The organism is Pantoea coffeiphila (genome assembly GCF_016909495.1).
GTDB lineage: Bacteria > Pseudomonadota > Gammaproteobacteria > Enterobacterales > Enterobacteriaceae > Erwinia > Erwinia coffeiphila.
The window spans coordinates 38,266-51,532 of sequence record NZ_JAFBFW010000008.1; the positions used below are offsets into that span (position 1 = coordinate 38,266).

General features: G+C 56.9%; 9 protein-coding genes. 2 read left to right on the plus strand and 7 right to left on the minus strand.

The annotated features are described in order from the left end of the window. Window positions 1-1,506: 1,506 nt before the first annotated feature. Genes JOE09_RS22120 through JOE09_RS22130 form a run of 3 tightly spaced genes read right to left on the minus strand, consistent with a single transcriptional unit; the run spans window position 1,507 to window position 4,441 of the window. A complete protein-coding gene (locus JOE09_RS22120; RefSeq protein ID WP_205067346.1) occupies window positions 1,507-2,799 on the minus strand; it encodes an NAD(P)/FAD-dependent oxidoreductase in 1,293 nt (430 codons plus the stop codon). Between the two features lie 27 nt (window positions 2,800-2,826). Further along, window positions 2,827-3,249 carry a RidA family protein gene (locus JOE09_RS22125; RefSeq protein ID WP_205067347.1) on the minus strand — a complete coding sequence of 141 codons (423 nt, stop codon included), beginning with the start codon at window positions 3,247-3,249 and terminating at the stop codon, window positions 2,827-2,829. Between the two features lie 52 nt (window positions 3,250-3,301). Further along, window positions 3,302-4,441 (minus strand): ornithine cyclodeaminase family protein, encoded by a 1,140-nt coding sequence (locus JOE09_RS22130; protein ID WP_105594138.1) that lies wholly within the window; start codon window positions 4,439-4,441, stop codon window positions 3,302-3,304. A 169-nt stretch (window positions 4,442-4,610) separates the two neighbouring features. Between JOE09_RS22130 and JOE09_RS22135 the strand changes: the two genes are divergently transcribed. After that, complete coding sequence (locus JOE09_RS22135; protein ID WP_205067348.1) at window positions 4,611-5,444, plus strand: AraC family transcriptional regulator; 834 nt, start codon at window positions 4,611-4,613, stop codon at window positions 5,442-5,444. Between the two features lie 192 nt (window positions 5,445-5,636). Then, window positions 5,637-7,028, plus strand: a complete 1,392-nt coding sequence (locus tag JOE09_RS22140) for an APC family permease (protein ID WP_205067349.1) — start codon at window positions 5,637-5,639, stop codon at window positions 7,026-7,028. Between the two features lie 744 nt (window positions 7,029-7,772). On the opposite strand, the gene JOE09_RS22145 is transcribed toward JOE09_RS22140, so the two are convergent. The 4 genes from JOE09_RS22145 to JOE09_RS22160 form a co-directional block, all read right to left on the minus strand. Beyond that, window positions 7,773-9,491, minus strand: coding sequence for an ABC transporter ATP-binding protein (locus JOE09_RS22145; RefSeq protein WP_205067350.1), 1,719 nt, complete (start codon window positions 9,489-9,491; stop codon window positions 7,773-7,775). 293 nt (window positions 9,492-9,784) lie between these two features. Then, window positions 9,785-10,564: a TIM barrel protein gene (locus JOE09_RS22150; RefSeq protein ID WP_205067351.1), complete on the minus strand. Its 780-nt coding sequence runs from the start codon at window positions 10,562-10,564 to the stop codon at window positions 9,785-9,787. A 7-nt stretch (window positions 10,565-10,571) separates the two neighbouring features. Next, on the minus strand, window positions 10,572-11,588 hold the full coding sequence (locus tag JOE09_RS22155; protein WP_205067352.1) for a Gfo/Idh/MocA family oxidoreductase: 1,017 nt from the start codon (window positions 11,586-11,588) through the stop codon (window positions 10,572-10,574). A gap of 26 nt (window positions 11,589-11,614) precedes the next feature. Then, window positions 11,615-13,078, minus strand: coding sequence for a sugar porter family MFS transporter (locus JOE09_RS22160; RefSeq protein WP_205067353.1), 1,464 nt, complete (start codon window positions 13,076-13,078; stop codon window positions 11,615-11,617). Between the last annotated feature and the right edge of the window lie 189 nt (window positions 13,079-13,267).

Below are 13,267 nucleotides of genomic sequence, written 5' to 3' on the forward strand. Positions count from 1 at the left end.
GCAGGAGAATGTTTTATTAGATATATTTCACAGATAAAAATAAAGATAACCATAGAGAAATACAGAGGGTAAATAACGTCCTGTTAGCAACACTCTCCGTTATTACTTCGCAAAAACCCGGTGAAACAGTAAATTAAAAATGAAATGACGAAACAGCACAGTTTGATTAAATATAAAACTGATAGTTTCTTTAAATAATCATCTGCCGTTATAGAAGACTTATGGAATTATATTAAAACCCCTCAGAACGTCCGTATTACTCTCTGTATAATGCCGATTGGATTATTGGGATGCGTGGGGGATGCTGGTTTGTATCGTCTGGTGGCTGAGTGGCTGCGCGGACGGGGGGCGGTTGCTTTGTATCGTCTGGTGCCTGGGTGACTGCGTGGACGGGGGGCGGCTGCTTTACATTGTCTGGTGCCTGCGTGGCTGCGCGGACGGGGGGCGGCTGCTTTACATTGTCTGGTGCCTGCGTGGCTGCGCGGACGGGGGTCGGCCCCGGCTGGCGGTCCTCGCGCCGCTTCGCGGTGCCCTCACTTCGTTCGTCAGCCTGTCGGACCGGCTCAGACGGCACATCCGTGTGCCGACCGAGCCTTGCGCCCGCGTCCTGCGGGCACATCCTGGCTTCCTCTCTCCGTTCAGCGCTGCGGATTGCCCGTCGTGGCCGCCCCCCGTCCGCGCCGTGACTGTTGAGCTGTCTTCAGATCAGAAAGCGTCTGTTTTGTGAAATCGTGTCTTCAGACCGAAATTGGTGTTGTGCCTGGCTGTGGAGCCACGCTGATACCCTTTCTTCATTCAGCGTTTTAGATTGCACGCCGTGGCGGCGGTTCGTCCGGGCTATAACTCATGAAACGTATTTAGAGCAGAACATATCCGCTAAATTCTCGTACTGAACCTCGTAACCCGAACTGTTTTCGAAGCAGCGACAAAAATCCCATGAAGGTGCACAGCCTCTGCCGGGGATACCGGGCAATCCGCAGCGCTGAGGTGGAAGCAGCTGGCCAGGAGACACCGACAGGACGTCGGTGTCAGGCGGAGTAGGGTCAGGGAAGACCCGTCTTCGCCGGTCCGCCCGGCCGGATGCTGTAACCGAAGGCATCACGCAGCGCGTGACGCGAGGACCGACCGGGAGCCCCGGCAGAGGCTGGGAACCCGGAACCGTATTTACCCGCGACTAAGTTTGCCAAGCCACCCAGCCGGATGCTGAAACCGAAGGCATCGCGCAGCGCGTGACGCGAGGACCGACCGGTAGCACCGGCAGAGGCTGGGAACCCGGAACCGTTTTATCCGCGACTAAATTAGCCAAGCCACCCGGCCGGATGCTGAAACCGAAGGCATCACGCAGCGCGTGACGCGAGGACCGCCCGGTATCCCCGGCAGAGACTGTGAACCGTGCACGATCTTACCGCAATCCCGGCAGAGGCTGGGAACTCGACTCGGTTTTATACGCGACATCTACAGAGGCTGGGAACCCGACTCGGTTTTATCCGCGCCCCGTCAGCCCCCTCAAAAGCGATCGAACCGGTACGGCGCAGGATCGATCAGCGGCGCATCCCCACACACCAGATCCGCTGCCAGCTGCCCTGCCGCCGGTGAAGTGCCGAAACCGTGCCCGGAAAAACCAGTCGCCAGCGTCAGACCGGGCAGCTTCGCCACCGGGCCAATAACCGGATTCGAATCCGGCGTCACATCGATAGTTCCGGCCCACGCTTCGGCAATTTCCGCCTGCGAAAACACCGGCCACGCCGCCCTGAGGTTGGTTAACGCCTCCTGATTCAGCCCCGCATTCACCGGCGGGTCCATCGTCCGTACCCGCTCGAACGGCGACCGGCTGCTGGCCTGCCAGCGCCGCGCCAGCATCAGATCGCGGACAAACGGCGTGCCGATTTTAATCCGCAGAAAATCCCGCTGTGCGCGAAGCTGCGGCAGATAGCGCGTTCCCAACAGAAAATGGTCCAGCGTCAGCGAAGCATCCAGCGCACCGCGCTGAGTAACAATAAAACCGCCGTCGATATGCTTACGGAAGGAGAAATCCGGCGCGCCAACGGCAATATCCGTCGGCCCGTCCATCGGCTTCGTACGCAGTACCGAACACACCAGCGGCAGCACCGGCAGCGAAATACCCAGATTGCCCAGCAGACGCCTCGACCAGATACCGCCAGCCAGCAGTACCTGCTCGCAGCGGATTTCCCCACGTTCGGTCACCACACCGCTGACCCTGCCCGCTGTCATACTCAGTGTACGCACCGCGCAGTGCTCAACAATCACCGCCCCTTTGGCCATCGCCGCGCGGGCAATGGCGCTGGAGGCCAGCGTCGGCTCTGCCCGCCCGTCGGAGGGGGTGAAAATCCCTCCGGTCCACTGGCTGCTGCCGCCAGGCACCCGGGCGGCGATCTGTTGCGCGCTCAGCAGATGGGAATCCAGATGCAGAGAACTGACCGATTTCAGCCAGCCTTCGTACATCGCCATCTGTGCCTCCGTGCGGGCGGCAAACATAATGCCTGCCTGACGATAGCCGACATCACTGCCGACCCGCGCAGGCATCTCCGCCCACAGCCGATCGGCGGCCTGCGCCAGCGGAATATCCTCGGCCAGGCGGCTGGTTTTCCGCACCCAGCCGAGGTTACGGGAGGACTGTTCGCCAGCTATGCGGCCTTTTTCCAGTACCACCACCGGAATATTTCGTTCCGCCAGCGTCAGCGCCGCCGTCAGGCCAACTATGCCGCCGCCAATAATGACCACCGTGGTTTGCGGCGGGAAGTTCGCGGACGTTTGTACCGGCGTTATCGCAGGAGCCATCGCCATCACCTTCTTATGCTGAGTGAATTACTGAGAAACGTTAAGCTTTTCAACGCTGGCCGTAGAGGCTCCACGGTAAGCAGTAACCTCCAGCTCCACTTTGTACACCGTGGAACCCAGCGGCGGGCAGGTGGCCGTTAAAGCAGGGTCGATACCACGGAATTTCTCGCCGACGATAGCCATCACCGTATGGATATCGGCAGGGTCCTGAATAAAGAGGCGTGAACAAATCACGTCGGCCAGCGAGGCATCAACCGCCGCCAGCGCCTGCTCAACATTGGCAAACACCTGCTGCGTCTGTTCGGCAATGTCCTCGGGGATCTCTTTGGTCTGCGGGTTGCGCCCGGCAGTATTGGAAACGTAGATCCAGTTATCGACCGCCACCACGCGCGAGTAGCTGGCTTTTTCTTCGAAGATCGATCCGGTTTTTACTTTGATGATTCTGGTCATGTTGTTCTTCCATTCAGGTAAACGTATCAGGGTGAGCAGCGTGCAGACAGGCTCAGCTCAGCGCCGGGCTGTCCCACAGGTTCAGCTTGACGCCGATGTTGTTAGCCAGCGCATTGCGGTAAACCACCGTGCCCCAGGCCACGTCTTCGACCGGCATACCGCCGACCGACATAATGATAATTTCGTCATCGTTCAGGCGGCCCGGCGCGTCCCCGGCGATGATTTTGCCGATGTCTTCCAGCTGTTCCGGGGCCAATTGTCCGGCGGCCAGCATGTCCATAAAGCGCACGCCGATAACGGGAATGGTGTGGTGGGCAGGTTTGGGCACTTCCTCGAACCAGGCGTGATACAGGCCGGTGTTATCCAGCACCTTGCGCACGTCGGCCCGTTCCATCCCTTCGTCGATATTGCACAGCGCGGGCATCGCCAGGAATGCGCCGGGCTTCACCCACTCGCGCTTGACGATCGGATAGGTCGCCGGATCGCCCACCTCGCCGGAGCTACAGTAGGTAACGATATCGGAGCCGCGCACCACCTCTTCGAGGGTATCGACCACCTGCACGGTGGCGATCTGCGGCCAGGTGGCGGTGACCCAGGAGATGAAATTGTCCAGGCTACGCTGCCCGCGGCCTTTCACTTTGATGGTGTCGATCTGCGGGCAGACGGCAAGAAACGCGGCAACGGCGGTTTTGCCCATTACGCCCGGCCCCAGCAGACCAATCACTCGGGAATCTTTACGCGCCAGATGGCGCGCGCCGACCCCCGGCACCGCACCGGTACGGTAGGCGGACAGCAGGTTGGCGGACATATGCGCCAGCGGTGCACCGGTGTCGGCATCGTTAAGGGTGAACATCAGGATCGAGCGCGGTAACCCCTTCTGCCGGTTGGCAATATTCGAGCCGTACCACTTCACCCCAGCGGTGCAAAAGCTGCCGCCGAGGTAGGCGGGCATCGCCATCAGACGGCGGTCAGCCGTCGGCTTCGGCATGGTGGGAAACGGCGAGTTTTCTGGGAAGGTGACCATCGCACCGTGGGAATCGTTATTGGCGCCGGCCATACGATAGTCGCCCTGATACAGCAGGCCAAACATCTCCTCCATCGTATCCACACAGCTGGCCATATCGGTCACTCCGGCGCGGATCATGTCCTGCTCGGAAAGGTAGAGAAAATCAATTCTGGTGTTGTCGGTCATCTCGGTCGCCTCTGGAAAACGGGTGATAGCGCAGGAATTGCGTTTATCAATATCGTGCGGTTGCCTGGGCTGTATTGAATATTTGCGACACGCGCCGAAACGCGCCAAAACGGAAGTGGCACCCTGATTGCATTGACTGAGCATCATCATTGCTATGCAGGAACCGCCTATGTCACACGATCTTGTCTGCGGCCAGAGCGCCGTCATCCAGCCGGAACAGCCGTGGTTTGTGCTTAGTGCGGCACATCAGTACTCGCTGATGGCCTCCCGCCATCCGGCGATTGCTCACTTCTACAGTTTTGACGTGGCGCACTCCGCCAGCCTGACGCTGGCAATCCCGGACGGCTGCGTGGATATCGTTTTTGACTGTGATGCGCTAAAACCGGTGGCGCGGGTGTGCGGCACCACGCTGGAGGCCCGCAGCGCGGAGCTAATCCGCGATCATCGCTACTTCGGCGTACGCTTTGCGCCGGGGGTAATCCCTGATTTTCTGGATCTGGTGGCGGAGGAGTTAACCGATCGCGAGTTTAACTTTCTGGACGTGGTGCCGGATGCCCGGCTGGCCTGCGAGCAGATCCTGCGCCATTCGCAGTTCTCGCGGCAGATAGATCTGTTTAATCAGCACTTTACCTCGCGACTGGTGCGCAAAACGTCCGCCGTGACCGGGCTGAGTATTCAGACCATCCTGCGGCAGAAAGGCAATATTCGCATTGAGCAGCTGGAGTCACTGACCGGCTACACCTGCCGGACGATTCAGCGCCAGTTCAGGCAGGATACCGGGATGTCGCCGAAAACCTTCGGCCGCATTATGCGCTGCCAGGCAGCGTTGAACAGTCTGCATCAGCAGGGCGCGGTGTCATTTTCCGACCTCGCGCTGGACCTTGGATTTAGCGATCAATCGCACTTTCTGCGCGAGTTCAAAAAGCTGGTCAGCACCACGCCGCTGGACTATCAGCGCCGCACGCTGCACGAGTCCTACAACGGTCGTATTCGCCATCACTGAACCCCGGTCGTTAGCGCAAGGTTAGCGACCCGTTAGCAGAAAGTAGCACTGAAATGGTGCAGCTGTTGCACCGCCGTGCTGTCCGATTTTTTCTATCGCCGCCCTCACCGCTGAGAAATGATGCATATCCGTTTCCTGCTCAGAAAGCTCACTTCTCTGGGTTCGATTTCACTCTGCAATAAGGCGCTGGCGATGAGTAACTCAAGCGGTTTACGAAAAAATACCCTCGGACTTTCTTCCCTGGTGTTCTTTGTTGTGGCGGCGGCCTCCCCCCTTACCGGGGTAGTCGGCGGGCTGCCGGTGGCGATTTTCACCGGAAACGGCGGCGGTATTCCGGTGGTTTATATTATCGCCTGCCTGATCCTGATGCTGTTTTCCGTTGGCTACCTGACCATGAGCCGCTACGTCACCGATGCAGGGGCGTTCTACACCTATATCTCAAAGGGGCTGGGTGAAAGCTGGGGCGCATCGGCTTCCATGCTGGCGCTGCTGGCCTATTTCTCGGTGCAGACGGCCATTATGGCGATGCTCGGTTTCTTCAGCAGTCTGTTCCTTGAGCAGCATCTGGCGGCCCATATTCCCTGGTGGGCGCTGAGCATGCTGTTTGCGGTCATCGCCTGGGTGCTGGGCATTAAGCGGGTTGAGGTCGGTGGCAAGCTGCTGGGGGTGCTGATGCTGGCCGAGGTGGCGATTGTGCTGCTGACCGACGTGATGATCCTGTTGAAAAAGAGCGGCCCGCTGAATTTCAGTTCGTTTGAGCCGTCGGTGTTTATGCACGGTAATCTCGGCATCGCCTTTGTATTTTCCATCGCCGCGTTTATTGGTTTTGAGTCCACGGCAATCTATGCCGAGGAGTGCCGGGAGCCGAAGAAAACCATTCCACGCGCCACAATCTGTGCGCTGGTCATTATTACCGCCTTCTTCTGTTTCACCAGCTGGTCGTTTGTGCAGGTTTACGGCTTTGAGCAGATTGCGGCGATCGCCAGTAAAGATCCCGGCAACTTCGTGTTTGATATTACCCGGCAGTACGTCGGCCAGTGGGCGGTTGAAACCATGTCGGTGCTGCTGATTACCAGTCTGTTTGCCGCCACGCTGGCCTTCCACAACAATATTTCGCGCTATATCTACAGCATCAGCCGCGACGGGTTGATCTGGAAGGAGCTGTCGGAGACGCATCCGACCAACGGGACGCCGCACAAGGCCAGTCATATGCACAGCGTAATCTTACTGCTGCTGCTGGCGGGGATGGGCAGTACCAATATGGACCCGATGGTGCATATTTTTGCTTTCGGTTCGGCAATTGCCACGCTGGCGATTCTGATGTTGCAGGTGGGGGTTTCGGCGGCGGTTGTCGTGTTTTTCCGTTATCGCGTTGAGCATGATAACAGTGCCTGGCAGGTGTTTTGGGCTCCGCTGCTGGCGATTATTTTTATGCTGATAACGATTGTGTTGGTGATTGATAATCTGCAGTTGATTAGCGGCAGTGATTCAGCGCTGATTAAGTTTATTCCGTGGTTTATTGCAGCCTGTGCCTGCGCCGGTTATGTGATGTCGGGGAGGCGTCGGGCGGTGCGGGCGGAATGAGTGTTCAGGCTGGGGTCGCGGGTAAGTACGGTGCCGGGTTCCCAGCCTCTGCCGGGATTGCGGCAAGATTGTGTAGGGTTCCCAGCCTCTGCCGGGGATACCGGTCGGTCCTCGCGTCACGCGCTGCGTGATGCCTTCGGTTACAGCATCCGGCCGGGCGGACCGGCGAAGACGGGTCTTCCCTGACCCGACTCCGCCTGACACCGACGTCCTGTCGGTGTCTCCTGGCCAGCTGCTTCCACCTCAGCGCTGCGGATTGCCCGGTATCCCCGGCAGAGGCTGTGCACCTTCATGGTATTGAAGTCGCTGCTTAATGATCAGTTCAGTCGAAAGCACTCAACATGAATATTGAGCCGGAATGTAGCGAAAGGCAGCAGCAGGCTTTGTTATTGCAAATTTATGTACAGGCTCGTTTTGCTCTGAAAGCAACTCAACAGTCACGGCGTGGACGGGTCGCGGCTACGACGGGCAATCCGCAGCGCTGAACGGAGAGAGGAAGCCAGGATAAGCCCGCAGGACGCGGGCGCAAGGCTCGGTCGGCACACGGATGTGCCGTCTGAGCCGGTCCGACAGGCTGACGAACAAAGTGAAGGCACCGCGAAGCGGCGCGAGGACCGCCAGTCGTAGCCGCGACCCGTCCGCGCAACCACCGCAGTCACCACAGTCACCACAGTCACCACAGTCACCACAAGTATCAGACAACAAACTGGAGGCATACACACCCACCTCCAAACCGCTAAAAAACTACGCCCTTGTCAGCTGCGCATCATACAAATGCGCATAACGCCCGCGGCGCTCCAGAAGCTGCTTATGACTGCCCTGCTCCACAATCCCACTATCGTCCACCACAATAATCCGATCGGCATTCTGAATCGTCGTCAAACGGTGGGCAATAATCAGCGACGTACGCCCCACCGACAGCTCGGACAGCGACTGCTGAATCGCCTGCTCCGTCGCTGTATCCAGCGCCGACGTCGCCTCATCCAGAATCAGAATCGGTGGATTCTTCAGGAACACGCGGGCAATCGAAATACGCTGCTTCTGACCGCCGGAAAGCTTCACGCCGCGCTCGCCTACAATCGTATCCAGACCGTCCGGCAAACTGTTGATCAAATCCGCCAGACGCGCGCGGGTCGCCGCCTGCCAGATTTCCTCTTCCGTCGCGTGCAAACGACCATAGGCGATATTCTCGCGAATCGAACCGCCAAACAGGAACACGTCCTGCTGCACAATCCCGATCTGACCGCGCAGCGACTGCTGAGTCATATCGCGAATATCCAGACCGTCGACCCGAATAGCCCCCTCCTGCACGTCGTAAAAACGCGGCAGCAGCGAGCACAGCGTGGTTTTACCCGCACCGCTCGGCCCGACAAACGCCACCGTTTCACCGGCGCGGATAGTCAGATTCAAATCCTTCAGCACCGTTGAACCCGCGCTGTAGCCAAAGGTAACGTTATCGAACTCGATATCGCCCTTCAGCGCGCTGACCACGCGTGCATCCGGCTTATCGGTAATATCCGGTGCGGTGTCCAGCAGCTGGGTGAAGCGGCGGAAACCGGCAATCCCTTTCGGATAGCTCTCCATCACCGACGAAATCTTCTGCACCGGGCGGAAGAACACTTCCACCAGCAGCAGGAAACCGATAAACCCGCCGTAGCTCAGCTCACCCTTCAGCACGTACCACGTGCCCGCCACCATAATCACCAGCTGAACCAGACGGGTGCTGAGATAGCTCAGCGTCATGCTGGCGGTCATAATGCGGTAGGCCTGCAGCTTGGTGGTTTTGTAGTTCACGTTATCGCGGGCAAACAGCTTCTCTTCCTGATGCTCGTTGGCAAACGCCTTCACCACGCGCACACCGCCGATGCTCTCTTCGATGCGGGCGTTGAAATCACCGATCTGACCAAACAGCTTGCGCCAGGTGTTGGTCATCTGGCTGCCGTGTCGGCTGACCAGCCAGGTCATCGACGGCACGATAATAATGGTCATCAGCGCCAGCGGCATATGCACCGTCGCCATCAGAATAAAGGCACCAATAAAGGTCATCACCGCAATAAACAGATCTTCCGGGCCGTGGTGGGCGATTTCCCCCACTTCTTCCAGATCTTTGGTGACGTGGGTAATAATGTGGCCGGTTTTCACGTTGTCGTAATAGCCCAGCGACAGCTTCTGCAAATGCTGGAACGCCTGCTGGCGCATATCGGTTTCAATCCCGACGCCCAGCGCGTGCCCCCAGTAGTTCACCACCGCCATCAGCCCGGTATTAATCAGGTAGATCGCCAGCAGCGCCACCGAGGCAACAATAATCATCACCCAGTCCTGGGCAGGCAGCAGCTTGTCAATAAAGGCGCGAACCGCCATCGGGAAGGAAAGCTCCAGCAGCCCGGCAAGAATGGCACAGCCAAAATCGAGCAGAAAAAGCTTCTTGTAAGGTACGTAATAACTAAAAAAACGCCTAAGCATAACTCCCTCAATATTAACTATAATTTTTTAATGCCGGACGGCGGGTGCGGTAATTTTCGGCGGGATTATAACATCAAGCAGAATACAGTTCGTGGTTAATTAAGTCTTAAAAAATACATGGGTATTACGCGGAAGTATTCCCGCGTAATTCTTCACAAATATATTTTTTCACCCTTAAATAACCGCCCGGTTAAAGGCGGTCATTCAAATGTCGATTATACCTCCGGGATAACGAGATTCGCGGATTGCAAGCCGTGCTTCTTCCACACCGCTGAAAGCGGTGCTGGGGATTATCAGGCAGTCAGTGCATCGCGGAAGGCGATTAACGCTGCCTCAGAGTCACCCGATGCCCAGCCTTCCAGCGCTACGGTCCCCTGATACACGATGTCATCCAGGGCGCGGGCAATCGCCTTGTAGTTAATTTCCCCGGTTCCCGGTTCTTTACGGCCCGGTACATCCGCCACCTGCACTTCACCAATATATTTATTGCAGCGGCGGATAAGCTCCACCAGGTTACCTTCCCCTATCTGCGCATGATAAATATCAAGGTTCATCTTCAGATACGGGCTGTTCACCGCGATCACCAGCGCCAGCGTATCTTCCGCTTTAGCGAACGGCGTACCGGGATGGTCGACGGCGGTATTCAGATTTTCCAGCGTGAAAACTTTTCCCGCCCGCTCACCCAGCGCTGCCAGCTTGCTCAGCGTATCCCTGGCGCGCAGCCACATTTCCCCGGTAACAATACTCACCGGATCGACCGGCAGGCCGACGTTGTTCAGTCCGGTGCCGTGCAAATTAAGCGACGGGCAATTCAGGCGCTCGGCCACTTCCAGCGAGGCTTGAGCGCTGCTCAGCAGGTTTTCAATTTCAACCTCATCCGTCAGGTTGCCAGAGATATAGCCGGTCATTGAGGTAAAGCGCGCACCGGTGGCAATCAGCGCCTCGATATCCTTCTGCGTCCAGTCCCAAATTTCCACCCCAAATCCCATCGCGTGAATACGTTTCACGCGTTCGATAAACGGTAGATCGAGAAATACCATTTCAGCACAGACGGAAAGACGATATTGACTCATACGGACCTCAAAGTTTAATCGGTTTGGATTGTTGAACAGATGCGATACAGGCCAGAGCAATCTCCAGCGCGTTTCGGGCATCTTCACCGGTCGCGCGTGGCGCTTCGCCGCTGACAATACTGTGAACAAATTCTTTCATCTCGGCCACATAGGCCTCGGTCAGCAGGTCCGTATCGCGGCGGGAAGTTTCAATCTCAATTCCTTCTGCACCGTAGTAAATCGCGTTGTTGACATTAATGTTGCCCAGCTGGAACATCCCTTTACTGCCGTATACTTCGCCGCGGACGTCATAGCCATAGGCCGCGCAGAAATTAGCCTCAGCAATGGCAATCGCGCCATTGTCGAAGCGGATGGTGACAACGGAAGTATCCAGGAAGCCCTGGTCTTTGAAGTCTGGCCGCACCAGCGCTTCGCCGATAGCGTAAACTTCTACCGGCTTCGCACCCGGGTTGCAGTGCAGCAGCGTGTCGAAGTCGTGGATCAGCGTTTCCAAATAAATGGTCCACAGGGGAATGCGGGCCGGATCGGCTCCAAACGGGCCAGGATCGCGGGTCAGGGAACGCAGCAGCTGCGGCGTACCAATTTTACCCGCTTTAATCTGTTCGATCGCGTGAGCGAATCCGCCAACGAAACGACGGTTGAAGCCAACCTGCAGCACGACGCCCGCTTCACGCGCGGCAGCAATGGCGCTATCGGCTTCCTCCAGCGTTACCGCCATCGGTTTTTCACAAAAGACGTGCTTTCCGGCGCGAGCGGCGGCGCTCACCAACTCAGCATGGGTGCGGGCAGGGGAAACAATAGCCACTGCGTCAATGTCGGCATCGTCAAACAGCGCCTGAGGATCTGTATAAGCCTTCTCCACCCCCAGCTGGTCCGCCAGCTTTTGAGCGCTGCCGGGAACCGGGTCGACTACCGCCGCCAGAACGGCACCCGGAATGCGCTGTGCGAATGATGTGGCATGGAAGGACCCCATACGCCCTGCGCCGATCAACCCAACGCGAATTACTTTCTTAGAATCAGACATTTTTAACTCCTGTGTAGGGATAGTCATTATTTGGTGTTAGAAACCGTCTCGGCGGCAGATATCTGCTGGCGGGCTTCTGCCGAGAAACGGCGGGATTTCGATAGCATGAGCGGTTCGATATGTTCCAGAGATGCGCCCCGGGTTTCCGGCAGGAAGCGGCCAACGAACCAAAAGGCAACCAGGCTAAACACCGCACAAATCAGTAACGGAAAGGCCCCGTTAAAATGCGCCATCAGCACCGGACTACGGTTCATCATTGGGAAGCTCTGAGTCACAATAAAATTCGATACCCACAGCGAGCAGAAAGCAAAGCCCATCGCCACGGCACGGATACGGTTAGGGAAGATTTCAGAAATCAGTAGCCAGGCGCCCAGGCTCCATGACAGACCGAATACCAGCACGAATGACACCAGGCCCAGTACCGGTACGTAGCCCTTCATACCCGACATAAAGGTCCATGCGGTGAACAACAGGCTAAGCGCACAGCCAAGGGAGCCCCAGCGCAGCAGAGGAATACGGCCAACGCGGTCCACCGCCATCAGGGCGACCGATACGCCAACCAACAGAGCCAGTCCTAAGAAGATGCTCTGGAACAGCGAGTCCTGAGTACTGCCGGTGACGTTCTGCAGCAGCGAGGGAGCAAAATAGAGCAAGATATTAATTCCGGATACCTGCTGCAGCACGGCAATAGCGCAGCCAACCAGCAGAATATAAGCGGCCTTTTTGTCCTTAAATATGCGGGGTTTTTTACCGGTGCCCTGCTGTAAATGCTGGTTATCCTGCTCAATCGACTGGAGGATATCGTGCAGCAGGTTCTTCGCATGTTCCGGGTTAGAAAGGCGGGTAAGGATCGCCAGCGATTTCTCTTTTTTGCCACGCATGGCATACCAGCGCGGAGATTCCGGCATAAAGAAGGCCAGCAGCAGAAACATCACGCAGGGTACCAGACCGGAAGCCAGCATCCAGCGCCAGCCCATAGTGACGATCCAATCGTGAGCCATTCCTTTAGCAATCAGATAGTTAACAATATAGACCACCAACTGGCCGCCCACCATCAGCATTTGCTGCATACCCAGCATGCGGCCACGTAAATCTTTTGGCGATACTTCGGCGATATACAATGGCGTAACTGCCGACGCCATCCCCACAGCCAGCCCGCCAATCATGCGGTACACCACGAACCAGAACAGATCCGGTGCCAGGGCAGCACCAATTGCAGAAATGGTAAACAGGACGGCGGTAATCACCAGGGTGCTTTTACGGCCAATACGATCGCATATATAGCCCACGCCCCAGGCGCCGATCACGCAGCCCAGAATCACGTTAGAAACAGCCCAACCGCTCTCCGCCGGCGTCAGTGAGAGGTGCTCGGTTAGCGGATCGATCACCCCGGAAATCACCGAAGCGTCGTAACCCAGAATCACCCCGCTGAGCGAGGCGATGGCACAGATAAACAATATGTAAGGCACATTGTGTTTGCGTAAGGACATCAGGTTTTCTCCAGACAGTTTTTTGTTATTAGTCTTGTGAGGTAAGACAAATCACTAATAGCAAAGCCTGTGCCAGATTTTTATCTGTTGAAAATCAATGAATTATAAATAATAACTTATTAACATAATGCTCACATTCAAGACATGTATATCGAACATGTTCATTTATGGAACATGTTCATGCTAGAG